Source organism: Roseibium sp., assembly GCF_965233565.1.
Lineage (GTDB): Bacteria > Pseudomonadota > Alphaproteobacteria > Rhizobiales > Stappiaceae > Roseibium.
Map to the genome: position 1 here is coordinate 1,526,077 of NZ_OZ247494.1, position 25,589 is coordinate 1,551,665.

Here is a 25,589-nt window from a genome sequence, read left to right on the forward strand (position 1 = left end):
GATAATTCGGCCTCCTCACTATATAAATCGACCAAACACGAGTTCATAATTCTGATTTTGGATATAATCGGATGGATACCGACAGCCTGCGCCTGTTCGTTCTGGCGACGGAAAAGCTCAACATCAGTGCTGCCGGCCGCGAGCTTGGCCTGGCACCGGCTGTCGCCAGCAGCCGGCTGGCCAAGCTGGAACAGACGGTCGGGGCGGATCTTCTCCATCGATCGACGCGCAAGGTGGCATTGTCGCTGGAAGGGGCCGAATTCCTGCCCTTTGCACGGGAAATCCTGGCCCAGGAAGACGCTGCACGCGCCGCGCTGGGCTTTGCCAGCGAACATGTGACCGGCACCTTGCGCTTTGCTGCTTCAAGCACCTTTGCCCAGGCCTATATCATTCCGCTGTTGCCGGAGTTTCTGGAGCGATACCCGGGCATCGATCTCGATCTGCGCCTCTCCGATTTGCCCTTTGATCTGATCGAAGGCAGCTTCGATCTTGCCTTGCGCAACGCCGCGCTCCAGGACAGCAGTCTGAAGGCGCGCAAGCTTGCCGACGACACAAGGGTGCTGGTTGCCTCACCCGATTATCTGGCCCGTCATGGCACGCCGTCGGACCCGTCCGACCTGGCCGCGCATCGGTATATCGCCTTTCGCAGCCGCTTGCCGAAACAGCTGCGCGGACCGGACGGCAACATTCATGTCTTTGATCCGGCGAATGCGGATTGCCGGCTGGTGATGGATGACGGTCTCAGCCTCAAACTGGCTGCCTGCGCCGGTGTCGGCATCGGCCTGACCGCCCTTTGGAACGCCGCCGAAGATATGCGGGAAAACCGGCTGGTGCGCGTTCTGCCCGACTATGAAGTGCAGGACGATACGGGCCTGTGGCTGATCTACCCGAAGTCCAATGTTCTGACCGCCAAGGTCCGCGTCTTCATTGATTTCCTGCTGGAACGCATCGGCCGCAACCCGCCCTGGCTCACGGGTTGACCCGGTCCGGATCCATCGCCCCGGCAACCAGCGCTTTTGCCGAACAGCCTTGAAGGTATTTTTTCTGAACAACTACGCGGACCGTTTTTCCGCCTCAGCCCCCTGAGCACCTGACAGGAAAACGACGTCACCGGATTTTGCCGAGCTCTGAATGGCGTCGATCAGCTCCATCGAGCGCAAGCCTTCACGCGCCGAAACAAGCGGCGCTTCATGCCCCTGAACAACGTCCGCGAAGTGGCTGATCTGACGAACCAGAGGATCGCCGCTCGGTTGAGGAAACAAATTGGCGCTGATCGGTTCCCACCAGCTTCGCTTAGCGGGATTGGACCAGAGTTTCATGTTGGGCAGCTCCAGTGAACCGTGGGTGCCGCCAATGAAATAGCAGGACTGCCCGGTCGCCGGGTATGCAGGGTTTTCCGCAGCTGTCAGTTCCCAACTCCACGGCGCGACGGCGGTGTCCGTCACATTGAAGGTTCCAAGCGCTCCGTTTTCAAAGCGCAGAAGGATCGCACAGGTTTCTTCTACAGGGTGGCCCCGCACGATGCTGGAGGCCTGCGCCTGGACGGAAACCACTTCCCCCACAAGATGCCGCAGCAGGTCGATGTCGTGAATGAGATTGACGAGAACCGGTCCGGCGCCCGGTTGCCGGCGCCACTCGACATCAAAATAGTCGTCCGGCTTCATGAGCCAGAACATGCCGTGAACCGAAACAATCGTCCCCAGGGCACCTTCGTTCAGTTTGGATTTTGCAGCCGCGATAAGGGGATTGTGACGACGATGGTGGCCGACCAGCAGTGCCACGCCTTCTGCTTCCGATGCCTCCGCCAGTCTCTGCGCACCTGCCAGATCGCTGGCCAGGGGCTTTTCGACCAGTGCCGGAACGCCGGCATCAATACATTCAAGCGCGTTCGAAACGTGCAACTGGTTGGGGGTGGCGAGAATGACGCCATCCGGCTTTTCTTTGCTGAACAGAGACGCCAGATCGGGATACCAGGAGACGCCCCTGCTGCGGGCAAGCTCCTGAACGCCGGCGGCAGGGTCGACAATCGCCGACAGATTGGCATCGGGGACAGCATCAATTGCCTGAATATGGCGTTTGCCAATCAGACCGGCGCCGGCAACCGCAAGGGAAACGCGTGCCGTCATGCCGCCGATCCCTCCCTCAAGGTTGAAAGGCCGAGAACATCCGCAATCCGCTGAAGCGCCAGCACATAGCCTTGCGTGCCAAAGCCCGCGATGACGCCATCAGCCCGAAGCGAGACATAGGAACGATGACGGAAACTCTCCCGTTTGTGCACATTGGTTATATGCACCTCCAGGACGGGACCGTCGAACGCGTTCAGGGCATCCAGTATGGCGATGGAGGTGTGCGTGAAGGCTGCCGGATTTATGATGATTGCCGCACCGACATCCCGGGCTTCGTGAATCCAGTCAATAAGCTGACCTTCACTGTTCGACTGGTGAAAGCGGATGTCGAAACCCCGGCGGGCGCCCTCCGCGCGACATGACGTTTCCACGTCGCTCAAGGTCTCGCGGCCATAGATCTCCGGTTGCCGTTTGCCTAGCAGATTGAGGTTAGGCCCGTTCAGAACAAACACTTTGGAGGTCAAAACTCTGGATCCTCGAACAGGAAGGTTACATTGAGCCGGCTTTGCGGATAGGTTTTGGTCGATGGGGACGTGTTTTTTGAATTTCCTATATTCAAAGAAATATCCTATATTTTTAAAAAACGTCAAGAGCAAGACCAGGCAGGAGCGGAATGATAGAGGCGGCAGAGGGCGATACGGTCGGGGACAGTGCCTATCGGAACATAAGGAACGACATTGTTTTCGGGCAGCTGAAACCGAGTGAACGGCTGCGGTTAGAACCGCTGCGAAAGCGCTACAATGTGAGTGTCACCACGCTTCGCGAGATCCTTAACCGCTTGACTTCAGATGGTTTTGTCGTTGCAGAAGGACAAAAAGGCTTCGAAGTCGCTCCGGTTTCAGAGGACGATTTGAGAGAAATCGCCGACCTCAGGATCCTGCTGGAAAGCCACGCCCTCAAACGCTCTTTCGAAAGGGGTGACCTTGACTGGGAAGCCGGAGTGGTCGCGGCGTATCACAAACTGCATGTGCTGGAGAAAAAGATGCTGTCCGGCGAGACCTCTGTCCGGGAACACTGGAAGAATGCCGACTGGCAGTTTCACCGCGCTCTGATTTCCGGATGCGGATCCAGGGCGCTTCTGGAAACTCACGGAGCTGTTTTTGATAAATATCTTAGATATCAGATGCTTACACTGACATTTCGCGGCGAAGAAGCCGCACAGGAACACAAGATGCTGCACGACGCAGCCTTGGCGCATGACGCAGAAACGGCCGGAAAAGTGCTTGAAGCACATATCCTTGGCGGCGTTGAACACAGCATCGCCAACCGGGAGGAAAATCAACCCAACTCGAGACGAAAGTCAAAATAGCCTATAAAATTAAAAATGTATGTTGTATTGATTTTGCCTCTGTGTAATTGATTGTGATGGAGTGGTCGGCTGCGATTTTGCCGGCCCGCCGCATATGGGAGGAACCACATGAGGAAATATCTGAACCGCCGCGCATTCGTTGCGACAGTCGCGGCCCTAACAGTTTCCGCTACGGCGCTCGGCGGAACCGCCGCAAGCGCGGCAGACAAAGTCAAGTTGCGCCTGTCCGCGCCCGCTTCTGCAACCGATCAACGGGCGGTTGCCATGACGGAAGTCTTCGGACCGGCTGTTGCCGAATTTGCCGAATTCGAACCGCATTGGAACGCCACGCTGTTCAAGCAGGGCACCGAACTGGAAGCGATTGCACGCGACAACCTGGAAATGTCGATCACGTCCGCACAGGAACTGGCCGTCTTCTTTCCGGAATTTTCGATATTCACCGCAGGCTATGTACATCAGGACGCCGCACACCAGGTCGCCGTTTTCAACGATGAGCTGATGGCCCCCTTCAAACAGAAGGTGGAAGACGAGCTCGGCGTCAAACTGCTGTCCGTGATGTATCTCGGCCGCCGCCAGGTAAACCTTCGTCAGAACAAGGACGAACTCACCGTCAACACGCCTGAGGACCTTGCCGGTGTCAATCTGCGCATGCCGGGTACGGATGCCTGGCAGTTCCTTGGCAAGGCTCTTGGCGCCAACCCGACTCCCATGGCGTTCACCGAAGTCTACACGGCCTTGCAGACAGGAGCCGTCGACGGACAGGACAACCCGCTGCCGACCGTGGTCGACGCGAAATTTTACGAAGTGACCAACCAGATCATCCTGACATCCCATCTCGTGGATCTCAATTACATCGCCATCTCCAAAAAGGTCTGGGACAGCCTCACGCCGGATCAGCAGGCGGTCGTTCAAAAGGCTGCAGACGATGCGGCTGAGGCAGGGCGCCAGGCTCAGCTGAAGAAGGAAGAGGATCTGGTGTCGTTCCTTCAGGAGCAGGGAATGGCCATCTACGAACCGGACGTTTCAGCGTTCCGCAACCGCGTTCAGGGCATGTATCTTGAAAGTGATTATGCGGCCAACTGGCCGGATGGCCTCCTGGAAAAAATAAACGCACTCGGCAACTAAGTCCGAGAATTCGACAGGCGGCAACACCGGATCCCACTCCGGCACTTGCCGCCTGACTCCCGGCCGGAGCGTGCCCGACTGCCGGCCGGTTTCTTTTCCGGCGCCCATGCGGCTTGAGCTTTTTCATCCAGACAACAGACTGGCCTCATCAGACAACACCGATCGGGAGGAGAAGCATGTCCCTTCTTTCAAAATGGGCAATGAAGAGCGGTGAAGCTGTCGCTGCCCTCATGCTGGGGGCACTGTTCCTGACCTTTCTCCTGCAGATTTTCTCGCGCTACGTGATGGAGCAGCCCTTTGGCTGGACGCTTGAGCTTTGCCTGGTGCTCTGGGTCTGGATCGTCTTCTTCGGCAACGCGTTCATCGTCCGTGAGCGCGATCACGTCAGTTTCGACATTCTGTATCTGGCGGCTCCAAAGGGACCTCGAAAGGTCATGGCGATGGTGTCGGCCCTTGCGATTGCCGTGGCGCTCGCCTGGTCTCTGCTGCCCACATGGGACTGGATCGACTTCCTGAAGATCAAGAAAAGCGCCACGCTGAAGATCCCGATGCGGACCATCTATTCCATCTACGCGGTCTTCCTGGCCGTGATCGTCCTGCGATACGCCTGGACGTTCTTTCACGTGCTGCGGCATGGCGCACCGGACGAAACTCACGAAATTCATGTGGGAGAAGAAGGATGAGCCTTCAGCTGGCACTTTGCCTTCTGACACTCTTTCTGCTGGCTGCAATCGGCACGCCCATTGCCTACGCCATTCTTGTTGGGTCGCTGGTCTATCTCGCCGTTGCCGGACAGGATCTGGCGCTTGCCGGAGAACAGATCCTCGCCGGCCTCTATGAAAGCTTTGTGCTGCTGGCAGTCCCCCTCTTCATCGTCGCCGCGAACATCATGAACGCGGGGACCATCTCCGAGCGATTGCTTCAATTCTGTGTCGCGACGGTCGGCCGGTTTCGGGGCGGCCTTGGCCACGTCAACGTCGTCGCCTCGCTGATCTTTTCCGGCATGTCCGGTTCGGCGGTCGCGGATGCCGCCGGAATCGGCAAGATCATTATCGACATGATGATCAAGAGCGGCCACTACACCAGAGGCTATGCTGCCGCGATCACCGCTGCGTCAGCAACGATCGGACCGATCATCCCGCCGTCCATTCCCATGGTGCTCTACGCTCTGGTTTCCAATCAGTCGATCGGATACCTGTTTCTGGCCGGCATCGTGCCGGGTGTCCTTATGGGCGCGGTGATCATGGCAATGAACACCTACATCTCCACCCGGCGCGGATTTACCCACGAAGACCCTGTCCCCTTGAAGGATTTGCCGGGGCATACAATCAACGCCTTCCCCGCGCTGTTGATGCCCGCGATCCTGCTTTACGGAATTTACGGCGGCGTCACGACACCGACGGAAGCCGCGGCCGTTGCGGCCGCCTATGCGCTCTTGCTGGCCGCCCTTTTTTACCGCGCTTTGAGCGTCGGCGCGCTCTACCGCATTCTGGTGGAAAGCGCACGGTCCTCAGCCGCGGTCGGACTTGTGATCGGCGGCGCGCTGATCCTCAACTATATCGTCGCCTCGGAGAACATTCCGAATATGCTGGCTGGAACACTCGTCGGTCTCGACGTGTCGCCGATCGTGTTCCTGCTCGGCGTAAACCTCATGTTGCTTGCGCTTGGATGTGTCCTCGACGCGACCACGATCATTCTTGTGATCATACCGCTGTTTTTACCGACCTGCCGCGAGCTTGACATTGACCTGGTCCATTTCGGCGTCGTGGCAGTGGTCAATTGCATGATCGGCCTGATCACACCGCCCTATGGCATCCTGCTCTTTGTCATCAATGCGGTCAGCAAGATCCCGCTCAAGGAAATCATCTCGGAAATATGGGCTTTCCTGGCGGCGCTCGTTGCAGCGCTTCTCGTCCTGATCTTCTTTCCCGATCTTGTTTTGTGGCTGCCGCGCATCTTCGGATATCCCGGATGATCGCGGACTTTCAACCGCTCGGCACACCTCAAACCATCCTCGCCGGCCTCGTCGGCAGCGGGATCGCGCGCTCACGCACGCCGGCAATGCACGAAGCCGAAGGTGCTGCCAACGGCCTCCGATACGTCTACCGCCTGTTCGATACCGACCGGATTGGCCCTCCTCGGCTGTCGATCGGAGACATCGTCTCTTCGGCCGAAAACTGCGGCTTTTCCGGATTGAATGTGACCTATCCCTACAAACTCGCGGTGATGGAACATCTCGATCATTTGTCAGAAAACGCTCAGGCCGTCGGGGCGGTCAATACCGTCGTCTTCCGTGAGGGAAAACGCATCGGCCACAACACCGACCATTGGGGCTTTGCGGAGAGCTTTCGGCAGACCCTGTCCGGCGCAACGGCCAGCCGAACCCTGCTTGTCGGAGCGGGAGGTGCCGGCGTGGCCGTCGCTTTCGCGCTTATGGACAACGGGGTCGAACACCTGTCGGTTTACGACAAGGACCCTGAAAAGGCGCAAGCACTCGTCCAGGCCGTCTGCCGTCAAAACGGCGCCGGGTCAGCCTCCGTCACCGATGACATTGAAACAACATCCCGGGCCACTGACGGACTGGTCAATGCGACACCGGTCGGGATGGACAAGCTGCCTGGTTTGCCCGTCCCGCACGCCTGTCTTCGGCCCTCCATGTGGGTTGCCGATGTGATTTATTTTCCGATGGAAACCGAACTTTTGAAGGCGGCCAGGGCCGTCGGCTGCCGGGTCATGGGCGGTGCCGGCATGGCGGTTTACCAGGCCGTTCGGGCTTTTGAGCTCTTTACCGGCCTTTCGGCCGACGCCGATCGCATGTCCTCCCGTTTCGCCGAACTTGGCGAATAAGGCAGGCGCATTCCGCCCCATTTCAAACGAAGGATCGAGGCCATGAAAACCGCCATTGCCACTGTTTCCATCGCCGGAGATCTTGCCGAAAAGCTTGGAGCCATTGCCGCTGCCGGCTTCGATGGTGTGGAGATCTTTGAAAACGATTTTCTCGCCTTTGACCGCAGCCCCAGGGAAGTCGGCCAACTGGTTCAGGACCATGGACTTGAAATCTCCCTGTTTCAGCCCTTTCGAGACTTCGAGGGCATGCCCGAGCCTCAACGCGCCCGCACCTTTGATCGGGCCAGGCGCAAGTTCGACCTGATGAAGGAGATGGGGGCCGATCTGGTACTGATCTGCTCCAGCGTCTCTCCGATCGCGCTAGGGGGCATCGACCGCGCGGCTGCAGACCTCAATGAGCTTGGCGACCTCGCGGCTCAATACGACATACGCATCGGCTACGAAGCGCTCGCCTGGGGTCGGTTTATCAATGACCACCGGGACGCCTGGGAAGTTGTCCGGCGGACAGATCATGCCAATGTCGGCTTGATCCTGGATTCCTTTCACACATTGTCACGCAAGACAGACCCGGACACGATCCGGGCGATACCCGGCGACAAGATCTTCTTTGTCCAGCTTGCCGATGCGCCTGCATTTGACATGGACCTTCTCTACTGGAGCCGGCACTTCCGCAACATGCCCGGCGAAGGCGATCTTGACGTCACCGGTTTCATGCGGGCCGTCGCTGCAACCGGCTATGACGGCGTTCTCTCGCTGGAGATCTTCAACGACCAGTTTCGCGGGGGCTCCCCTAAGTCAATTGCCGTCGATGGGCACCGTTCGCTGCTGTACCTGATGGACCAGGTCAAACGCACAGAACCTGATATCCGCATTCCGGTGCCGGACATGCCTGAAAGAGTTCCCGTGGGCGGCATCGAGTTTGTCGAGTTTGCCGCCGACCGGACGGAGGCCAGAGATCTCACAGCCATGCTTTCAACGCTGGGCTTCAGAAAGACGGCCAGACACATTTCCAAAGATGTCGAGCTCTGGCGTCAGGGAAGCATCAACATTGTCATCAACACAGACCCCAAAGGCTTCGCGCACGCATCGTATCTGTCCCACGGCACCAATGTCTGCGACATCGGCCTGAAGGTGGCCGACGCGGAGGCAACCGTCGCCCGCGCCGAAAGTCTTGGCGCAAAGACCTTCGACCAGCCGACAGGTCCTGGCGAACTCAGTATCCCGGCGATCCGCGCACTTGGCGGCAGCGTGCTTCATTTCATTGACGGGAGCCACGCTCTTTCAAGGGTCTGGCAAACGGAATTCACCGCTGTCGAAACGGATCCGGTCACTTGCGATGCGGGCCTGACCCGGATCGACCACATCGCCGAGACCATGAATTACGACGAAATGCTGTCTTGGCTGCTGTTTTACCGCTCGATCTTCGACACGGACAAGACGGCCATGGTCGATGTCATCGACCCGGCCGGACTGGTACGCAGCCAGGCCATCGAAAATGACGACGGCACCTTGCGCATAACCTTGAACGGGGCTGAAAACCGCAAGACCCTGGCCGGGCACTTCATCCAGGAGGGCTTCGGCTCCGGTGTCCAGCACCTCTCCTTCAAGTCAGACGATATCTTTGCAACCATGAAGGCGCTGAAGGCCAATGGTTTCACGCCGCTCAGCATTTCACCGAACTATTATGACGACCTCGACGCCCGCTTCGGTCTCGAAGACGATTTGCTGGACACGCTCAAATCTTCTGGAATGCTCTATGACCGGGACGAAAAGGGCGAGTATTTTCAGCTCTACAGTCCAACCTATGGCGAAGGTTTCTTTTTCGAGATCGTCGAGCGCCGCGGCGGCTACGCAGGATACGGTGCCGCCAACGCCCAGTTCCGGATTGCCGCTCAAAAACGCCACTTCCGCGCCAAGGGCATGCCGGCGCGGTAGGTTTGCAACCGAAGCCGCGACGACCTTGCCAACTCTCCGATTTGCCCGACTATGAAGTGCAGGGTGAGACGGGTCTGTGGCTGATCTACCCGGAGTCCAATGTTCTGACCGCCAAGGTCCGCGTCTTCATCGATTTCCTGCTGGAACGCATCGGCCGCATCCCGCCCTGGCTCACGGACTGACTGACACGGCGAACATTGCCACAAAGAGGACCGTACGCGAAAATCGCAACGCCGGGATCGAGGATGAAAACCTCTCGGTCCCGACGTTGCCCACTTTCTTTCCTTCGAACGGAAACGCGTTCTCGCCGCCGGCCTACTGGCAGCAACCGGCTTCGTTCGCCGCATTGGCGCCGCAACAGCCGGCAGAGCTGCCGAGCGCCGCCTTCCTGTCGAGCGCGGGTTTGCAATGGGCCCGTGTGTCCCGCAAACCGACAAGGACCCGACCGGCGGAGAGTTCCGGCGTCGCAAGCCGGTAGATCTGCCTGGCCCTGTTGCCATGCGCGAATTCGACCTGCAGCGGCGCGTCGCCAAGGCCACTCACCTTGGCAATGCTTTGCTTCAGGATGCCGGCAAACTTGCCCGCCGGCATGTGACCGCCCCCCTGTCCATCAAGCAGCTGCAGGGTCGCTTCGCTCCAGTTGGACAGGCGCGCTCCGCAGTCGATCCCCGTCACATGTGCCAGCTTGAACTCGGTAACGTGATAGCCGTCGCCGATCTCTCCCTCAGGGGTTTCAAACACCAGCGGTGCGTCCCCGGGCAGGGTCTCAAGGGTTTCCAAAAGTGAGTTGCAGGTCATGGTCATGCCTTTCATTTCAAAAATTGTTGAAATATAGTCGTGACACAAAAGAAATGTAATTTCAAGAAAGTTTGAAATATGAAGGAAGCCGATGCCCTGGCCGCGCTCTCTGCAATCTCGAGCGCGCCCCGCCTGCAAATTCTGAAAAGACTTGTTGCGGCCGGCTCCGCCGGACTGACGGCGGGAGACATTGCGGCCGCCATCGGCGCGACGCCGTCTCGCGCCTCGTTTCACCTGTCGACCATGGCAGAGGCCGGCCTTGTCAGCGCGACCCGCCAGTCCCGGCAGATCTGCTATCAGGTAGATTTTGAGGCCATGGGCACATTGATCCGCTATCTTCTGGAAGATTGCTGCGGCAACAACGAGACCGTACGCCAATGCTGTCAGCCCGGAGGCTGCTGCTGACATCTTCGCCCAGTCGAGCTGTAACGGAGCGCGCCGGGATGAAGCGGACTGGACTGAGCCGAGCAGGGCACTACCCGGCCGGTATGAAGCGCCCTCCTCAGGCGTCTTCGGCCACCTTCTCGCCTTCCCCTTCCTTCACCTGGTCGATCCAGTTCTGAAGGTTGTAATAGGTGGTGATGCGAGCGATCTGGCCGTCGCGGATCTCGAAAAAGCTGCCCGCCGGCAACTTGTAGGTCTGCCCCTTCGCCTCCGGCAGACCGGTGTCCGTGTCGATATAGGAGCCGTTGACCACAAACTCGGCAGCGGCCCGCGTGCCTTCCTCGTTGACGAACAGTTCGATATCGGTGAGCCGTTCCTTGTAGCAGCGGGTCATGTGCACGTTGAACGACCAGAACGCGTCCTTGCCAACGCGCCTTTCGCCCTGATTGACGTCGTGGATTAAATCCTCCGCGACCAGGCTTTCCATCTTCTTCGTATCGCCCGCATTGAAGGCTGCAAAATATGTGTCGATCAGAAACCGGGACTGCTTGTTGGCCATGGGTCCTCACTGCCGCAAACTGCAATTTGACCGCGAGTTTGCCTGCGCGCCAGCCCGTGCGCAAGTGGGTCACCGGAAAGCGGTTTACGCTTCTTCACCGAAACTGCTTCAAAGCAATCAATGAGAACCTCCACCCGGCCACCCCAACTTAGCAAAGTTGCAAAAATACAACACACTGTTACCAGTTGGCAACAAATCAGACTTGTCATGAAATTGTCAGTTGCGGCGGCAGCCGTTTTGGCGTTATCACTTTTTCACCGGTCGCCATGCTGGCGCAGACATCAACGGTTCGGCTATTTTTTGCCGCCCGCATGATCCGGCCCTGCCGCTTCATGTCCGGATGCTGTTCTGGCGGATCGGATTGCCGCGCATGAAGTTCAACGGTTGAACGCCGGGCCTTGTGGCCCGGAGGCAACAGGTTCGACTCCTGTTCTGCGCTCCATGGATAGCTCAATGGTAGAGCATCAGATTGAAAATCTGAGGGTCGCGGGTTCGACTCCCGCTCCAACACCCGGTTCACACCCGGACTGGCCTGACAAGCCAACAGCTTTAGGTGCTGTCTTTCAACGGGACCTGAAGAGAACTTGCAGACGCAGGCAAGGATTGCGCCCCGGCGTATCCCGGTTTGCGGATGCCAGGTGCCCTCGCCCGGCCTTGTGTGAAGGCTTTGCCGCGATCGCGCCGGAACCGTCTGTTTTCGAACGGGCGTGACCCGCGTAGCCGCCGCGATGCCCGCTGACCCAACGCCCGTCGGGAGATCTCGTGTTTTCTTCAGGTCTCTCTTTTTATTCAAGTTTTCACCCCGGCCCTTCTTATGGAATAGCCGCTTCTTTCAACCCCCAACAGACTTCAACCCACAGAAAGGACATCCAAGTGCCTTAGCGCAATGGAAGGATTATCGACATGACGACTTTTCTCGACAAGATCCGCGGTCGCACCCGCGTTGTGATTTCAGAAACCGAGCGGGCCCTGCACATTTGCAAGGGCGAACTCCGGGGCATTCTCGGACCGGGAGAACACAGCCTTGAAAACGGCCGTGGCACTCTGGTGGTCGAGCGCCACGCGTTGACAACACCCACGTTTCGGTCTGCCTACGAGAAGGCGCTGTTCGATAAGCTTCCCGAAGTTGCCGAAGAGCACCTGACCGTTGTCCGGACCGGTCCTGGCGAAATCGCCATCGTCGAACGGGACACGCGGATCGCCATGGTGATCGGACCGGACCAGCGGCTTGTGCTGTGGACCGCTGCCGGCCCGTGGACCTCGACGCTCATCGACACCGAGGCGGAACCGGCCGTTCCGCGGAAGCTGATGCGCCGGCTGGGCGAAGCCCGTCTGACGGATCAGGTCGTGACTGCGCCGGTGACGGAGGGCAGCGTTGCGCTGCTCTTCATCGACGGTGTCCTGACCAAGGTGCTGGAAGCCGGTGTGCATGCTTTCTGGAAGGCCGGCCGCACGGTCACGCAGAAGGTCATCGACCTGAAGCGTCAGGCGCTCGACGTCACTGGTCAGGAAGTCCTGACCCTTGACCGCGTCACCATCCGGATCAACCTCAGCGCGGAATACCGCGTTGTTGATCCGGTGAAGGCCGCAACCGAGGTCAAGGACTTCGCCGACACGCTCTACCGGGCGCTGCAGGTGGTTTTCCGCAAGCAGCTTGGCGCGCTGAAGCTCGACCAGATCCTGGAAAGGAAAGGCGAGGTCAATGCGGAAGCGGCCGAAAAGATCCGAACCGACATGGCCGCGATCGGCGTTGAGGTCAGCGACATCATCCTGAAGGACGTGATCCTGCCGGGTGAAATGCGCGAGATCCTCAACAAGGTGGTGACGGCGGAAAAGGAAGCCGAAGCCAACGTGATCCGGCGCCGGGAAGAAACGAACGCGACCCGTTCGCTTCTGAACACAGCCAGGGTCATGGCCGAAAACCCGGTCATGCTGCGCCTCAAGGAGCTGGAAGCTCTGGAGACCATTGCCGGCAAGGTCGATCAGCTGACGGTCCACAACGGCACCGGCGGCCTGATGAACGACCTCGTCCGGCTGCGCGACGACAGCGCTGCTTGAGCCGGGAACGGCGCGGGACCTCCCGCGCCGTTTCTGCTTGCGTGCGGTCCAGTTCATTCCAGCCGAAAGACACCTTGCCGTTCGTTTGTCATCCCGGTCTTGCCGCAACACGGCAAACCGGGATGACAAAGACAGAGCCGCGGAAGCAACCTGCGCTCGCAACACCAAATCTATTTGAAGAAAAGACAATGAAAACAGATACAAAGATTTCCAAACGCCTCGCCCTCTGGCTGAGACATCAACCCCAGGACGCCGGGCTGACACTGACCGAAGACGGCTGGGCAAATGTCGCTGAGGTCTTGAGTGCTTTTGATCGTCTCGGGCTAGTCTGCGATCGAACCCAGCTGCAACGGGTGGTCGACACCAATGACAAGAAGCGCTTCGAACTGTCCGAAGACGGCACGAAGATCCGCGCCCGGCAAGGACACTCCGTCAAGATCAACCTTGGCCTTGCCCCGCTGACACCGCCGGAATTTCTCTACCACGGTACGGCCACGAAAACCTTGCCGCTCATCTTGAGCGAAGGGCTCAAACCGATGAACCGGCATCACGTGCACCTCTCTCCCGACACCGCCAGTGCCGTGAAGGTCGGCATGCGCCACGGCAAACCGGCAGTTCTGAAAGTCGCTGCCCGTGTGATGCAGGACGCCGGCCATGTCTTTTTCCGGACCGACAACGGTGTCTGGCTTGCGGAGAGCGTTCCGCCGGACTTTCTGGAACTGACCGGGATGTGAGGCGGCCGCGCGCCTAGGCAGCTTCCGCCTCCTCCTCGGTAAAGCCGCGTGTCAGCCGCCGGATCACCTGCGGTGTCAGTACGGCAACCTCGCCGCTCTTGAGCAGTTTCACTGCCATGTTCTTTGCGCAGAAAGCGACAAGGGTGTCGGTCAGGTTGGAGAGGTCTTCACCTCCGTCAGCATCGACCGCCAGAAGCTGATCAGCGAGGCCGGGATCTCCGGTGAGTTCATCGGCGACCGCCGGATAGCATTGCTCAAGGATCGTCCAGCGGGTCAGCACGTCATAGTCAAGCGCCTGCTGTTCCAGGATGGCTGTTGCGACCGACATGCCGAAGGCGTTGATAATGCGCTTGATCACCCGCGGATTGTCCGGCAGCAATTCCAGATACTGAAGCAGAAAGTGCTCCGCCTCCCGCTGAGCTGCTGCAGAGGTCGTATATTCCAGTGCCAAGGCCGCCTGAAAGGCCGGATTGGCGCTGCCGTCTCCCGTCGACAACATCCTGACCGTCTCATGCGTCAGGCCTTGGGGCTGCGTCGAACGGATCTCGCCGCGCAGGCGTTCGACTTCAAGATCCTCCACCTGTTCGTCCGGCAGCGCGGCGTCGCCCGTGCCCAGGCCTGTTCCGGTGCCGTTTCCGGTTCCCGTTCCTGTTCCAGCGAAAGAAAGATCGCCTGCCCCGGCACCGCCGGAACCGGTCCCCATCAGGCCGAGCCGCGCTTCCAGATAGCGTTTTTTCCACGCCGCCATGCCCGGCAAAGGCACGTTGAACTGGAATATCTTTTCCAGGAACTGATAGCCGAGCGGCTGGGTCCGGTCGGCAGTCTTTTCGCAGAAGCTCGCATATTTGTCTTCAAAGCTGGTCTTGATCCAGAACTTGTCGGCAGCCACCACATAAGCGACTTTCCGGTGCCGGAAGGAGGTCTGCAGCCCTTCCAGGAATTCAACCACAAAGTCGTTCTGGCAGCGGTCGAGATCGTCGATGAAGATACAGACCGGCGCGTCCGCCGCCTCGATCATGTCCTTGAACAGCACCGAAAGCTTCTCCAGGGGATCGCTGGCAAAGTCGTGGTAGAGCGAGGCGCTCTTTTCCGATCCGAAAAAGGCCTTGCGGGAATAAAGCGAGACTGTCGCCAGGAGCGTAAAAACGCCGCCAACGGCCCCCAGAACCGTCTTGAAAACATCGCTGCTGCCGGACAGGAAGAGGGTCAGGAGAATTGCAACGACCAACAGAACCACAAAAATGGGAAAGGCCTCCGCCTTGAACTTCCATTCGTTCCAGGCGTGCCGCACTTCTGCGGCCCGCGTACGGCGTTTCTGCGCCGTCAGGCGATCCGACAGCTGGCTCTTGACGGTTTCCAGAAAGGGCCACCAGGGCGGTCGCCGGTGCTCGTGCTGCCAGGCATTGAAGTCGATCACCACCCAGCGCTTGTCTTCAGGCAGCTCCTCTGCCTCCAGGAAGCCTTTCATGAAATAGAGGACCGTGGTCTTGCCGGCTCCCCAGGGTGCGTGAAGGTTCACCGCCAGTCCGTCCGGCCCGCCGCCTCCATGCAGCTCACCGATCCGTGCCGCCAGGATTTCTGCAAATCGCTTGCGGCCCAGCTCGTCCTTGCGGGCAAACTGGTCGAACTGGACAGCGACATTGATTTCGGCGGGCGGTTCCTTCTCGTCCTTGGGATCGGTCTCGGGATCGTCCGGCGTCCCGCCGGCATCGGTCTCATCATCCTGAGGGTCGTCGTCAGCCTGCTTTCGCCTGGGCTCCAACGTGCCCCCCCGGCTTAGCAGCTCGAGATCCTCCCAAATGGCACCTGTGTCCCTGTCATCGGTCGCCTTCCAGAACTCGGCAGGCTGGGACGCAATGGCAAGATCGGCCTCTTCTCCGAAGGCGCTATTGGAAACGTCACCTTCGATGGGAACCAGGTCCTGGTACCATTGGGAGATCAGCCGGCAGGCCACCGTGCCGGACCACTCGCTGTTGGCGAAAGTCTCGAATGCACGAACAAGCCAGGCGGGCTGGTTGGCGGTAAACTCGCTTGTGGCCAGTTCCTCAAACCACAACGGCTGGCGGACGAGATCGCTGGGAGCCATGTCTCCCAGGAGACGGAGGCAGTCGGCTGAAATCGAATTCAATACCAGTGCAGCTTCATGCTCCAAACCCAACGAATTGGCGAAAGTCTGGGCCGCCAGTCTTCCCGCGTCGGCGATATCTGCAGATGATGCTGAGGCGATCTCTAAATGAGCTGCATATGCTGCCGCTTTAGCGGCGGCCACACCTGCCACCAACTCAACTGGAGCGCTTTCGGATTGTGACTGGCTGACCCGGTCGACGGCACTGGCGGCCGCCTCGTAAATCGCAAAGGAGCCAAGCTCCGGTTTTTGGAAGAAACAGGCGACACGGGAAATGAAAAGAGCCCGAAAGATCTGCAGCACCAAGTTCCTGCGTTGGTCGGCCTCAAGTGCTTCATCCGGAACAGAAGCACCACGCAAGACCAGCGGGAACACCCGCAGCGCCATTCGCACCGCAATCACCTGAGCCCATTCCGGCGGTCGCTCCACCAGGAACTCGCCGACATCATCAGGCTTCTCAAAATACAGAGCGTCCATGTCTTTCGCCCCCGCTGCATCCGACCTTCAGATTGGCAAGGCGTTGGGGCAACTGCAACTGCAAATGGGCACAACCAGGCCACAACCACCGACGTTCGACAACAGTCCGGCAGACACCAACGGCGCTGCCAACCCCTGCCCCAACCTCCTTCCGGGTCATCCCGGACCCGATCCGGGGTCCAATCCTTTCCAGAGCCTTTATCCTTCTTGGTCCAAAAGATGCGTGAGGTCCCCAGGTCCGACAAAAGCCAGCCAGCGCGGCGCGGCCATTGGATCCCGGCTCGAGGCCGGGATGACTGGGAGTTGGTTGCTTTGGGGCGGGCCTAACCGGCCCTTGAGCGCAAGGACGTGCCGCCAGAGCCTATTGAAACCCCTCCGCCCCACACTCAACCTCATCCTGAGGAGGACCGGCAGGGCCGTCTCGAAGGATCGGAGGCTAGCTCCGAACCTGTTGCCCATCCTTCGAAACAGCGCTCACGCGCTTCCTCAGGTTGAGATTGGGCGCGGGGTCAGGGTGAGCGCAGGATCATCCGCAAAATAAAAAAATAATTTCCTTTCTTTATAGATTGCACCCGCATATAAAAAGAAAAATCTTTTCTTATTGAGGTTGCCATGACCGTCACGTCGCCAGCGCCATTGCCCGCCAGCCAATCCATATTTTCCCCGGACCGCGCCGCCGGCACCCTGGCCCTGATGCTCGGGGTCGGCTCGCATGCGATCAATGGGTTTGTCACCACCGCCGTGTTGCCGGACATCATTCGCGACCTCGGCGGCCAGGACCGCGCCTTCTGGGTGTTTTCCTCCTTTGAGATGATGGCCATCCTCGCCGGCTGTCTGACCGGCGCCTCGAAAGTCAAATTCGGCGCCCGCCTGCCCTTCCTGGTGGCCACGCTGCTGCTTGCCGGCGGCTCGGTTCTGGCCGGCCTGTCGACATCTCTTGAGGGGCTCATTGCAGGCCGGGCGCTGCAGGGTTTTGGCGAAGGTATGATCATCGCGCTGTGTTATGCGCTGATCCCCGATCTGTTCCCGCAGACGCTTGTGCCCCGCGTGTTTGCGCTTCTGGCCGGGGTCTGGGCCCTGGCCGCCGGCCTCGGCCCGGTCTCCGCAGGCCTCCTGTCCGAACTCTGGTCCTGGCGCGCGGCCTTCCTGGTCAACCTGCCCCTGGTCGTGCTGTTGTTTGTGCTGATGAACACCGCCCTGCCCGCCAGCACCGCTCCTGCGGTGGCCCCGGCCAGCCATGAGGGCAGGCATGGCCGGTTCGTGCTGCGGCTTGCGTTGCTCGCCGTCAGCATCTTCCTTTTGACCGTCATCGGCGAGCTGCATGAGCCCCTGCCTCTGGCCCTGACAATCCTGGCCGGGTTGACCGTCGCCGGACTACTGTTGCGGATTGATGCGGCCAGCCCCCGGCGGCTCTTCCCGCGTGACGCCTTCCGCATCCGGACACTCATCGGCCTTGGCACCTGGATCGTCATCCTGATCTCGGTGGCCGCCGCAGTACGCGCGATTTTTGTCACCACGATCGGTCAGGTGCTTTGGGGCCTGAGCGTCACCCAGGCAAGTTATGTTGCTGCCCTTCTGGCTTTTTCCTGGTCGCTTTTTGCCTTCATCTCGTCTCGGGCACCCGACCGCCAGCGCGAACTCCTTTATCTGGCGCTGGGACCATTCCTGATCGCAGGAGGCATGACCCTGACAGCCCTGGCAATCGACAACGCCTCGCTTCCCGCCTTCGCACTGGCTGCCATCGTCACAGGCGCCGGCCACGGGCTCTGCAACCAGATCCTGATGCGTTCGCTGATGTATGGTGCGACCGGGGAAGACCAGAACCTTGTTTCCTCGATCCTGCCGACCATCTCCTCTGCCGGCATCGCCATTGGCGGCGGACTAACGGGCCTGCTCGCCATCATGACAGGGCTTGTTGCACCGGGTGAAGCAACCCTGGTCACAAGGGATGCCGTCATCCAGTCTGGCGCCTCCATATACTATCTCAATGCCGGAATTGCGCTGGTTCCTGCCCTCGCCATGCTGGTGCTGCGGCAACGGCTGATCCGGCGGGAACGGGTCCTGGACTGACGGCGCGGCCTGTCAGTCCAGTTGCGCGCCGCGCGTCTCGATGCGGTAACACCAGGTGACGACGGCGCCCAGGACCGAGGTCACCACCAGAGCGGTTAGCAGTGTGCCGATGCCATGGTCCTTCAGGAAGATCGGGAACAGGAACGCGGTCATCACCGCGCCGATCTTCGCGAAGGAGGCCGCAAACCCGGCCCCGGTACCGCGATAGGCAACCGGAAAGACCTCCCCCGCGATCAGATAGGTCTGGGCGTTCGGTCCCAGATTGGTCATGAAATTGAACAGCATGAAACCCGCGAAAATCAGTGGGATCTGCCACTCCGGGCCAACAGCACCGCTGACCGCGGCAATGGCCAGCCCGGCAGCACAGCCCAGAAACCCGATGACCTGCAGTTTGACCCGGCCGAGCCGGTCGGTGAGAACGATCGCGAAAAGGATGCCGACAATCAGAAGCACGTCGATCAGCGCTGCTCCCCTGGCCGCCAGAAGATCGTTGTAAACGAGATCGGCCACCGAACCCTCATGGGCTCGCTTGGCACCGATCGCGCTGGCCAGGATCACCGGTGTGAAAATCCCGATGCCTTAAGTGCCAAGATCCTGCAGGAACCAGGGTAAGGAGGCAAAGAGGGTTGCGCGGCGCAGCTTCCGGTCGCGCAGGAAGTGTTTCAGGCCAATTCTGACTTGCACCGGGTCGCCGGTGCCGGCTTGCCTCGCGAGTTTGATCTCGGCCGGGTAAACCGGCTGCCTGTGCAGCAGCTTCAAAAGCGCGGCCTCGGCGTCTTTCACACGGCCCTGCACCATCAGCCAACTGGCACTTTCCGGCACGAAAAAGCGGCCGATCAGCACAAGAGCAGCCGGCAGGACGGCCACCAGATACATCCAGCGCCAGGCATGCAGGTCCGGAAACCAGGTCAGCGTCAGGAACGCAATCCCCGTGCCGCACATGGCACCAATCGCCTGAAAGCCGAATGCGCCCAGAACCATCCTCCCGCGGGCCCGCGCCGGGATGTTTTCCGAAATCACCATATGCGCGGTCGGATAGTCACAGCCGAGCGCCAGGCCGATACCGAAGAGTGCCAGCAACGTCACGACAAGTCCGGGAGCAACAGAAAGAACCAGCAGGAATACAATGAACAGGACCATTTCGACGATGAACATGAAACGGCGGCCGAAGCGGTCGGCCAGGCCGCCAAGCGCCGTGGCACCAATCAGAATGCCGAACAGCACCGCGGAACTGACCAATCCGTGTTGCAAGGCTGTCAGTCCGAATTCACGGCCGATCAGGGGCAAGGCGATGCCGGTCATGAAGATGACCATGCCTTCGAAAAACTTCCCCGCGCAGGCCAGCCACCAGATCCGCCACTGCATTCCCGTCAGGACGGATGCTTCAACCTTTGTACCGTCCCGCCATTGCGGCATTTCCTCAATATAGGTTTGAGGGCGCAGGCCTCCCGCATGGTTCCGATGCGCCGTGTCCATCCTGCCCCCATTACCGTGCGCGGGTTTCAAATCAGTCCAGGGACCTGCCGCAAGTTCAGGTCGGCATATCTGTCCAAACCGATCCCCCTGCGCGGAAGCTTACACCGGAAGCGTAAAAGTGTGACGTAGCGTCATTGACTAAAACCGGCCCGCATCTGAAAATTTACTGCAAGTTCATCTGACGGCGGAAGTTTCATGCAGTTTCCAGCAGCCCGCATTCTCGACATGCATACCTGCCCCATGTGTGCAGGCGTTCCAGCGCCGATTGTCTACAAATGCGCCTGGACGGTCCTGACCGGCATGATGCCCCAGGCACGCATCACCGATCTGTGTGTCTGCGTTGGCCCGCCACCTCCCATGGGCGGCGACCCGATCATCACCGGCGCCTGGACCGTTCTGGTGGAAAACCTGCCGGCTGCTCGGATGACCGACCTGACCCTGAAAGGCGGCGCTATCGTCACCGGCTTCCCGACCGTGCTGATCGGCACACAGGGGGGCGGCGGTGCGGGCGGCGGCGGTGGGGGAGCTGGTATGGGCGCCCCGTCCAGCCTGACGCCGAAGCAGATTGCCGATCTGAAACGCAAGGCCTTGATGAACAAGATCAAGAACGGCCAGTCTTCCATCAAGATCGAAGGCACCGACGCGTTCAAGGAAAAGGCTCTGGCCGCCCTCGACCGGCTGGCCCAGTCCCCGACCGGCATGAAACTGCTGCAGGCGCTCGATTCCAGCGACAAGACCACCACGATCAAGCAGGCCCCTGCAGGCAAGGGCAACACGGAAACGGCCGCCGACTGGAACAAGGGTCTTTATGACACCACCAACAACAAACCGGGGCCGGGCAGCGACAGCACGGTGCTGTTCAACCCGGACCGCGACAAGCTCAACGGTGAGGACTGGATGACCCGCGATCCGGCCATCGGGCTCGGCCACGAGCTGATCCACTCCTATCACGATGCCAACGGCACAACGGATGGCCGCAGCGAAGTGGAATATACCGATGCCGACGGCAACAAACGCAAGGCTCCCGGCTATGAACTGCAGACCGTCGGCCTTGGCGAATACAAGGACAGCGAGCTGACGGAAAACAACATCCGCAAGGATTTCGACGAGCATGAAATCGGCAAGAATGATGAAGAGCACCAACGGCCGCGCTATTGACGCCGTTTCGGCGGACACGGCAGCCTCGCGCTGCCCGGCTATTTATGATCAAGTGATTGCAATCGAAATCAGGAGCGCGCGCCCATGCTGACCCTATCCGTCAAAACCGTTACGGCGGCCTATATCGCGCTGTCCTACCAGGTGACCAACACGGAGACGACCGATATCTATGTGGCCGACCTCCTCTACCAACCGGCAGCGGACGGCAGTCTGTCGATCGACCCAGGCACCGCCTATGTCATGCCCCAGGCCGACGGCACGCTTTATACCGGCAAGCTCATCATGCGGATCCCGGATGGCATGAAGGTGGAAAGCCCGGAACTGCCCTATTTCCAGCGGCTTGGACCGGGTGAAACCATCTCCGGTGAAATCGTGCTCACCAACCCGGCAAGAGCCTATCATCCTTATGACAGCTACCGGCTCGGCGAAACGCCTCAAGCAGTTAGACGCATCGTGTTCCAGATCGGCGTCATCCGCGGATCAGATCTGAAGCCCGGCGAAGCCACGCTGAGCCCCGCGCCTCAGGTCGGCCCCGGCTATTTCAAACCCGACTACGGTTTCGGCCTGGAATACCAGGTCACCGAACAGGCCGAGGCGGCGGCACTGCCGCCCGGTGCAAGCTTCTTTCCGGTAGAGGCAATCGAACGCTGATCCGGTCGGCGCTTGCTGAGAGCCCGCTAAAACCCGGTCAATCCACGTTCCAGCCACTGGCTCTGCGGGATCTCGTTGCCGATCTTGAAGGCGAATTTTTCAACGCGCGTCACGCCGCGATCCGTTTCGCAACGAAAGGCAACGTCGAACCAGCGACCAAGGCTACGGAAAGCTGCCGTTCGGGGTTGAAGCACATTGCCTGGCGGCGGGCGAAATCTCGGCAGCAGCTCCGGCGGCAGGGCGCTGACCGCGGAAATCTGGGCTCGCAGTTCGGTCATGCACAGAAGGTTCAGCCGCTGACCTTCGGACATGTTGCGCATGTCGCTGCGCGCCCGCGGATCATCCAGAATGACACGGGAAAACAGTTCACGCGCCGGCAACATGCCCGCCGGCACGCCTGACGATTGACCGGAATTTTGTCCAGTGTCCTGACGGCGTGCCGTCCGGACGGGCGCCGCCGGTTTCACTCTTGGCGTTGCATCGGTTGCAATCGGACCGACAACGCCGAAATCTTCCCGCGTCGCTTCCTCCGCAATACCGACATCCTCCGCCGCTTCCGTGCCCGAGGCGGCTTCTACGTCCTCTTCAACCGGCAGCGAAGCCGTCTCGACGCTCTCCGCCTCCTCCGGTTCGGTTTCGGTCTCGGCTGCGGTTTCCGGTTCGCTCTCCAACGGATCGGCCTCAGCCGTATCAACCTCCGCCTCTGCCTCATCTCCCGCAGGATCGGTTTCGGCAGGCTCCGCTTCGGCAACGTCCTGCTCGGAGGGCGTTGTTGTCTCCTCGCCCTCAGCCTCGGCAACGGCCTCCTCAGGCTCGGTCTCTTCGGGCGGCGTTTCGTCAGCGGTTTCCAGCGGCGCAGTGTTCTCTTCGCCAAACTCTTCCACCGCCTGTTCGATCGGCACCTCGGCAGGCGCTTCGACGGTCTCCGGCGGCGCTGGAGGCAGTGGTGGCGGCGGGGGAACTTCCTCCTCCTGAGCAGGTTCCGGTTCGGGCGCTGCTGCCTCCGGCACCTCTTCCGGAACGGGCACCGTCTCTACAAGCGGCGGCACCAGCTCCACTTCAACCGTATCCTGCAGGGGCTCGGTCACATGACCGGTGATGATCCCCGTCATCAACAGGGCGGCAAGGCCGTGCAGGACAAACGACACCACAAGGCCCCAGCCGAATTCCTTGCGGTCATCGGGCCGGGGCGGCTCGTTGAAGTGGTCCATGTCGGCAACAAGCGCCAATTCAGTGTCCTTGTTTCCAAAGCGCGGTTCGCACTCTGTCATCCTGCACCAAAAAACCCGGCGTTGCCGCCGGGTTTTTCAAATTGTTTGCTGTCAGGTCCCGGCCAGCTCCTAGCTGTCCAGGAACGAGCGCAGCTTGCGCGAGCGGCTCGGGTGTTTCAGCTTGCGAAGCGCTTTCGCCTCGATCTGGCGGATACGCTCGCGGGTCACCGAGAACTGCTGGCCGACTTCTTCCAGCGTGTGGTCGGTGTTCATGCCGATGCCGAAACGCATGCGGAGGACACGCTCCTCGCGCGGGGTCAGCGACGCCAGCACGCGGGTGGTGGTCTCGCGCAGGTTCGACTGAATGGCCGCATCGATCGGCAGCACCGCGTTCTTGTCCTCGATGAAATCGCCGAGATGCGAATCTTCCTCGTCGCCGATCGGCGTTTCGAGCGAGATCGGCTCCTTGGCGATCTTCAGTACCTTGCGCACCTTTTCCAGCGGCATCTGCAGCTTCTCGGCCAGCTCTTCCGGGGTCGGCTCGCGGCCGATCTCGTGCAGCATCTGGCGTGAGGTGCGCACGATCTTGTTGATCGTCTCGATCATGTGCACCGGAATACGGATCGTGCGGGCCTGGTCGGCAATCGAGCGGGTGATCGCCTGACGGATCCACCAGGTCGCATAGGTGGAGAACTTGTAGCCGCGGCGGTACTCGAATTTGTCGACCGCTTTCATCAGGCCGATATTGCCTTCCTGGATCAGGTCGAGGAACTGCAGGCCGCGGTTGGTGTATTTCTTGGCGATGGAGATCACGAGGCGCAGGTTGGCCTCGACCATTTCCTTCTTGGCGATGCGGGCTTCGCGCTCGCCTTTCTGCACCATGGCCACGATGCGGCGGAATTCCGTGATTTCCAGGCCCGTCTCGGTTGCCAGCGTCTGGATTTCCTGACGCAGCTCGCGGACATTTTCCTTTTCCTTGGCGATGAAGTTCTTCCAGCCGCGGGTGGAGAGATTCGCCACCTTGCGCAGCCAGTTCGGATCCAGCTCGGCGCCCTGATACTGCTTCAGGAAGTCGGTGCGGTCGACATTGTAGCTGTCGGCAAGGCGCAGCAGACGGCCTTCATAGCCCATCAGACGCTTGTTGATGTCATAGAGCTGGGCCACCAGAGCGTCGATACGGTTCTGGTTGAGCGACAGGCTCTTCACATCGACAATGATGTCTTCTTTCAGCTTCTTGTAGCGGCGTTCCTGGCTCGGGGAGAGCGTCTTGTTGGCCAGCTTGTTTTCAACCAGCTGATCCTGCAGGCGGCGCAGCTTCTTGTAGTTGTCGGCGATGTTGTCGAAGGTTTCCAGAACACCCGGCTTCAGCTCGGCTTCCATGGCCGACAGCGAAACGTTGGATTCGAACTCGTCGTCATCCTCTTCGCCGTCGCCTTCGCCGTCTTCGCTCTCCGTCTCTTCGGAGGTTTCGCCGGATGCCGGTTTCTGTTCCCCTTCGCTCGGAGCCACATCGTCATTGGCAACCGCCGGACCGGCCTTGGCATCCGGGCCGGCGTAAGTCGCTTCCAGATCGATAATGTCGCGCAGGAGAACCTGGGCTTCGTTCAGTTCGTCGCGCCAGATGATAATCGCCTGGAAGGTCAGCGGGCTTTCACACAGCCCGGCGATCATCGCTTCGCGACCGGCCTCGATCCGCTTGGCGATGGCGATTTCGCCTTCGCGGGACAGAAGCTCGACGGACCCCATCTCGCGCAGATACATGCGCACCGGGTCATCAGTGCGATCGGCCGGCTCCTTGGTGTTGCCGGTTTTCGCCACAGCCGTGGTGGTCGTGGTTGCCAGCTCGCCACCGTCAACTTCTTCCGGACCGTCTTCGGCTTCGTCGGAATCAATCACGTTGATGCCCATGTCGGACAGCATGGACATCGTGTCCTCGATTTTTTCCGAAGACACCTGTTCCGACGGCAGAACCTCGTTGAGTTCGTCATAGGTGACATAGCCGCGCTTCTTGGCGGCTTTGATCATCTTCTTGACGGCAGCATCCGACAGGTCCAGCAACGGGCCATCCGTGCCTTCCCCGCTCTGTTCCTGAGTTTCGTCTGCTTGTGTCGCTTTGGCTACCATGTCGTGCTCCAGTTCGTGGCCTGACGGGCCACGCCGCGCCCCTAGTTTGGCTTCAACCCACGTCTTCCTCAGCGCGCCAGCTTCTGACAGCGGCGGCGTTCAAAGGAATCAGTGTGGATAGGTTTGTAAGCCGTGTCCCTTAAGTCCCAATTAACCGTAGCTTTTTCGACATTGACATGTTTCAGCATCGAGGCGGCGCACGGTCTTTCAAGTCCACATTCGAAGAACGAATGCCGAAGAGGTGTTCAAACGGGTTGCAGCTTTTATTAGACTATTGCCGCGAGCAGGCTCAAAGGCTGCGGCGCAGGAAGGCTGCAAAGGTTCTATTTAGCTCGACGCGCACGATTCGCAAGTGTGATTCGTCACAGGTCAATTGGAAAATGCGTTTTTTTGAAGCCGCAACCGCCTGAAACCGGAAAATG

General features: G+C 59.8%; 21 protein-coding genes, 2 tRNA genes and 1 pseudogene. 16 read left to right on the top strand and 8 right to left on the bottom strand.

Annotation, left to right across the window (positions count from 1 at the left end):
* Positions 1-71 precede the first annotated feature (71 nt).
* Positions 72-980 carry a LysR family transcriptional regulator gene (locus tag ACO6TG_RS07255; protein ID WP_094071826.1) on the top strand — a complete coding sequence of 303 codons (909 nt, stop codon included), beginning with the start codon at positions 72-74 and terminating at the stop codon, positions 978-980.
* A gap of 72 nt (positions 981-1,052) precedes the next feature.
* On the opposite strand, the gene ACO6TG_RS07260 is transcribed toward ACO6TG_RS07255, so the two are convergent.
* Together ACO6TG_RS07260 and aroQ are read right to left on the bottom strand one after the other, a co-directional pair.
* Positions 1,053-2,126, bottom strand: coding sequence for a Gfo/Idh/MocA family protein (locus ACO6TG_RS07260; RefSeq protein ID WP_422377557.1), 1,074 nt, complete (start codon positions 2,124-2,126; stop codon positions 1,053-1,055).
* Positions 2,123-2,590, bottom strand: a complete 468-nt coding sequence (aroQ, locus tag ACO6TG_RS07265) for a type II 3-dehydroquinate dehydratase (RefSeq protein WP_422377558.1) — start codon at positions 2,588-2,590, stop codon at positions 2,123-2,125. Before aroQ ends, ACO6TG_RS07260 begins: the two co-directional genes overlap by 4 nt.
* A 149-nt stretch (positions 2,591-2,739) precedes the next feature.
* Here aroQ and ACO6TG_RS07270 point away from each other — a divergent pair, with 149 nt between their 5' ends.
* The 7 genes from ACO6TG_RS07270 (at position 2,740) to ACO6TG_RS07300 (ending at position 9,524) form a co-directional block, all read left to right on the top strand.
* Positions 2,740-3,435 (top strand): GntR family transcriptional regulator, encoded by a 696-nt coding sequence (locus ACO6TG_RS07270; protein WP_422377559.1) that lies wholly within the window; start codon positions 2,740-2,742, stop codon positions 3,433-3,435.
* A 108-nt stretch (positions 3,436-3,543) separates the two neighbouring features.
* Positions 3,544-4,560 (top strand): sialic acid TRAP transporter substrate-binding protein SiaP, encoded by a 1,017-nt coding sequence (locus ACO6TG_RS07275; protein WP_422377560.1) that lies wholly within the window; start codon positions 3,544-3,546, stop codon positions 4,558-4,560.
* 176 nt (positions 4,561-4,736) lie between these two features.
* Entirely contained in the window at positions 4,737-5,243 is a 507-nt protein-coding gene (locus ACO6TG_RS07280; protein ID WP_422377561.1) for a TRAP transporter small permease, read from the top strand.
* Positions 5,240-6,535 (top strand): TRAP transporter large permease, encoded by a 1,296-nt coding sequence (locus ACO6TG_RS07285; RefSeq protein ID WP_422377562.1) that lies wholly within the window; start codon positions 5,240-5,242, stop codon positions 6,533-6,535. Before ACO6TG_RS07280 ends, ACO6TG_RS07285 begins: the two co-directional genes overlap by 4 nt.
* The gene (locus ACO6TG_RS07290) at positions 6,532-7,407 is read left to right on the top strand and encodes a shikimate dehydrogenase (protein ID WP_422377563.1); all 876 of its coding nucleotides are present in this window, start codon (positions 6,532-6,534) and stop codon (positions 7,405-7,407) included. Before ACO6TG_RS07285 ends, ACO6TG_RS07290 begins: the two co-directional genes overlap by 4 nt.
* Before the next feature lie 42 nt (positions 7,408-7,449).
* Positions 7,450-9,342 (top strand): bifunctional sugar phosphate isomerase/epimerase/4-hydroxyphenylpyruvate dioxygenase family protein, encoded by a 1,893-nt coding sequence (locus ACO6TG_RS07295; protein WP_422377564.1) that lies wholly within the window; start codon positions 7,450-7,452, stop codon positions 9,340-9,342.
* Between the two features lie 56 nt (positions 9,343-9,398).
* On the top strand, positions 9,399-9,524 hold the full coding sequence (locus ACO6TG_RS07300) for a hypothetical protein (protein WP_422377565.1): 126 nt from the start codon (positions 9,399-9,401) through the stop codon (positions 9,522-9,524).
* 133 nt (positions 9,525-9,657) lie between these two features.
* Here the strand turns inward: ACO6TG_RS07300 and ACO6TG_RS07305 are convergent, their stop codons facing one another.
* Positions 9,658-10,146, bottom strand: a complete 489-nt coding sequence (locus tag ACO6TG_RS07305; protein ID WP_422377566.1) for a DUF6428 family protein — start codon at positions 10,144-10,146, stop codon at positions 9,658-9,660.
* 72 nt (positions 10,147-10,218) lie between these two features.
* Between ACO6TG_RS07305 and ACO6TG_RS07310 the strand changes: the two genes are divergently transcribed.
* Positions 10,219-10,545: an ArsR/SmtB family transcription factor gene (locus ACO6TG_RS07310; protein ID WP_422377567.1), complete on the top strand. Its 327-nt coding sequence runs from the start codon at positions 10,219-10,221 to the stop codon at positions 10,543-10,545.
* A 97-nt stretch (positions 10,546-10,642) separates the two neighbouring features.
* On the opposite strand, the gene ACO6TG_RS07315 is transcribed toward ACO6TG_RS07310, so the two are convergent.
* A complete protein-coding gene (locus ACO6TG_RS07315) occupies positions 10,643-11,083 on the bottom strand; it encodes a ketosteroid isomerase-related protein (protein WP_422377568.1) in 441 nt (146 codons plus the stop codon).
* A 366-nt stretch (positions 11,084-11,449) separates the two neighbouring features.
* On the opposite strand from ACO6TG_RS07315, the gene ACO6TG_RS07320 reads away from it, so the two are divergent.
* From ACO6TG_RS07320 to ACO6TG_RS07335, 4 genes are all read left to right on the top strand, one after another.
* Positions 11,450-11,525: transfer RNA gene (locus tag ACO6TG_RS07320), tRNA-OTHER, on the top strand.
* Between the two features lies 1 nt (position 11,526).
* Positions 11,527-11,590, top strand: a tRNA-Phe gene (locus ACO6TG_RS07325).
* A gap of 396 nt (positions 11,591-11,986) precedes the next feature.
* Positions 11,987-13,141, top strand: a complete 1,155-nt coding sequence (locus tag ACO6TG_RS07330; RefSeq protein WP_422377569.1) for a slipin family protein — start codon at positions 11,987-11,989, stop codon at positions 13,139-13,141.
* Positions 13,142-13,329: 188 nt separating this feature from the next.
* Positions 13,330-13,875, top strand: a complete 546-nt coding sequence (locus ACO6TG_RS07335; RefSeq protein ID WP_422377570.1) for an RNA 2'-phosphotransferase — start codon at positions 13,330-13,332, stop codon at positions 13,873-13,875.
* A 13-nt stretch (positions 13,876-13,888) separates the two neighbouring features.
* On the opposite strand, the gene ACO6TG_RS07340 is transcribed toward ACO6TG_RS07335, so the two are convergent.
* Positions 13,889-16,477: a KAP family P-loop NTPase fold protein gene (locus ACO6TG_RS07340; protein ID WP_422377571.1), complete on the bottom strand. Its 2,589-nt coding sequence runs from the start codon at positions 16,475-16,477 to the stop codon at positions 13,889-13,891.
* A 612-nt stretch (positions 16,478-17,089) separates the two neighbouring features.
* On the opposite strand from ACO6TG_RS07340, the gene ACO6TG_RS07345 reads away from it, so the two are divergent.
* Positions 17,090-18,547, top strand: coding sequence for an MFS transporter (locus tag ACO6TG_RS07345; protein ID WP_422377572.1), 1,458 nt, complete (start codon positions 17,090-17,092; stop codon positions 18,545-18,547).
* 12 nt (positions 18,548-18,559) lie between these two features.
* Here the strand turns inward: ACO6TG_RS07345 and ACO6TG_RS07350 are convergent.
* Positions 18,560-20,023 (bottom strand): annotated as a pseudogene (locus tag ACO6TG_RS07350) (MFS transporter).
* Positions 20,024-20,218: 195 nt separating this feature from the next.
* Here ACO6TG_RS07350 and ACO6TG_RS07355 point away from each other — a divergent pair.
* Both ACO6TG_RS07355 and ACO6TG_RS07360 read left to right on the top strand, forming a co-directional pair.
* Complete coding sequence (locus ACO6TG_RS07355) at positions 20,219-21,181, top strand: M91 family zinc metallopeptidase (protein WP_422377573.1); 963 nt, start codon at positions 20,219-20,221, stop codon at positions 21,179-21,181.
* Between the two features lie 84 nt (positions 21,182-21,265).
* A complete protein-coding gene (locus tag ACO6TG_RS07360) occupies positions 21,266-21,832 on the top strand; it encodes a hypothetical protein (RefSeq protein ID WP_422377574.1) in 567 nt (188 codons plus the stop codon).
* Positions 21,833-21,858: 26 nt separating this feature from the next.
* On the opposite strand, the gene ACO6TG_RS07365 is transcribed toward ACO6TG_RS07360, so the two are convergent.
* Entirely contained in the window at positions 21,859-23,061 is a 1,203-nt protein-coding gene (locus ACO6TG_RS07365; protein ID WP_422377575.1) for a DUF930 domain-containing protein, read from the bottom strand.
* 111 nt (positions 23,062-23,172) lie between these two features.
* Entirely contained in the window at positions 23,173-25,167 is a 1,995-nt protein-coding gene (rpoD, locus tag ACO6TG_RS07370; RefSeq protein ID WP_422377576.1) for an RNA polymerase sigma factor RpoD, read from the bottom strand.
* Positions 25,168-25,589: the final 422 nt, after the last annotated feature.

What these genes read in the sequence shown, in the direction of transcription:
- ACO6TG_RS07310 (WP_422377567.1), top strand. Translation starts at nt 10,219, where the DNA reads ATGAAGGAAGCCGATGCCCTGGCCGCGCTCTCTGCAATCTCGAGCGCG.
- ACO6TG_RS07330 (WP_422377569.1), top strand. Translation starts at nt 11,987, where the DNA reads ATGACGACTTTTCTCGACAAGATCCGCGGTCGCACCCGCGTTGTGATT.
- ACO6TG_RS07270 (WP_422377559.1), top strand. Translation starts at nt 2,740, where the DNA reads ATGATAGAGGCGGCAGAGGGCGATACGGTCGGGGACAGTGCCTATCGG.
- ACO6TG_RS07355 (WP_422377573.1), top strand. Translation starts at nt 20,219, where the DNA reads ATGCAGTTTCCAGCAGCCCGCATTCTCGACATGCATACCTGCCCCATG.
- ACO6TG_RS07345 (WP_422377572.1), top strand. Translation starts at nt 17,090, where the DNA reads ATGACCGTCACGTCGCCAGCGCCATTGCCCGCCAGCCAATCCATATTT.
- ACO6TG_RS07275 (WP_422377560.1), top strand. Translation starts at nt 3,544, where the DNA reads ATGAGGAAATATCTGAACCGCCGCGCATTCGTTGCGACAGTCGCGGCC.
- ACO6TG_RS07295 (WP_422377564.1), top strand. Translation starts at nt 7,450, where the DNA reads ATGAAAACCGCCATTGCCACTGTTTCCATCGCCGGAGATCTTGCCGAA.
- ACO6TG_RS07285 (WP_422377562.1), top strand. Translation starts at nt 5,240, where the DNA reads ATGAGCCTTCAGCTGGCACTTTGCCTTCTGACACTCTTTCTGCTGGCT.
- ACO6TG_RS07360 (WP_422377574.1), top strand. Translation starts at nt 21,266, where the DNA reads ATGCTGACCCTATCCGTCAAAACCGTTACGGCGGCCTATATCGCGCTG.
- ACO6TG_RS07255 (WP_094071826.1), top strand. Translation starts at nt 72, where the DNA reads ATGGATACCGACAGCCTGCGCCTGTTCGTTCTGGCGACGGAAAAGCTC.
- rpoD (WP_422377576.1), bottom strand. Translation starts at nt 25,167, where the DNA reads ATGGTAGCCAAAGCGACACAAGCAGACGAAACTCAGGAACAGAGCGGG.
- ACO6TG_RS07290 (WP_422377563.1), top strand. Translation starts at nt 6,532, where the DNA reads ATGATCGCGGACTTTCAACCGCTCGGCACACCTCAAACCATCCTCGCC.
- ACO6TG_RS07305 (WP_422377566.1), bottom strand. Translation starts at nt 10,146, where the DNA reads ATGACCATGACCTGCAACTCACTTTTGGAAACCCTTGAGACCCTGCCC.
- ACO6TG_RS07335 (WP_422377570.1), top strand. Translation starts at nt 13,330, where the DNA reads ATGAAAACAGATACAAAGATTTCCAAACGCCTCGCCCTCTGGCTGAGA.
- ACO6TG_RS07280 (WP_422377561.1), top strand. Translation starts at nt 4,737, where the DNA reads ATGTCCCTTCTTTCAAAATGGGCAATGAAGAGCGGTGAAGCTGTCGCT.
- ACO6TG_RS07260 (WP_422377557.1), bottom strand. Translation starts at nt 2,126, where the DNA reads ATGACGGCACGCGTTTCCCTTGCGGTTGCCGGCGCCGGTCTGATTGGC.
- ACO6TG_RS07315 (WP_422377568.1), bottom strand. Translation starts at nt 11,083, where the DNA reads ATGGCCAACAAGCAGTCCCGGTTTCTGATCGACACATATTTTGCAGCC.
- ACO6TG_RS07340 (WP_422377571.1), bottom strand. Translation starts at nt 16,477, where the DNA reads ATGGACGCTCTGTATTTTGAGAAGCCTGATGATGTCGGCGAGTTCCTG.